The organism is Oleiphilus sp. HI0086, assembly GCF_001635225.1.
Map to the genome: position 1 here is coordinate 1 of NZ_LWFZ01000502.1, position 269 is coordinate 269.

The window sequence follows — 269 nt, forward strand, 5'->3', positions numbered from 1 at the left end:
CTCGACTCTATTCAAAACGATGCTGACAAGCTCTATATTCTTGGTGATTTCTTCGAAAGTTGGATTGGTGACGATGAAAACACCGAACTTCAGCTTGAAGTAAAACAGCGCCTCAAAGCCCTCAGTGAGCAAGGTTGCCAACTTTTCTTTATGCACGGTAATCGTGACTTTTTAGTAGGCGATGTTTTCGCACAAGAAACTGGCGCCACCCTACTTGATGATCCATGTGTTATCGACGTAGCAGGCGAACCAACACTGCTTATGCATGG

1 pseudogene is annotated in these 269 nt (G+C 45.0%); it reads left to right on the top strand.

From position 1 onward, the window contains the following. Window positions 1–269, top strand: a pseudogene (locus tag A3756_RS27490) (UDP-2,3-diacylglucosamine diphosphatase); the annotation flags it as partial.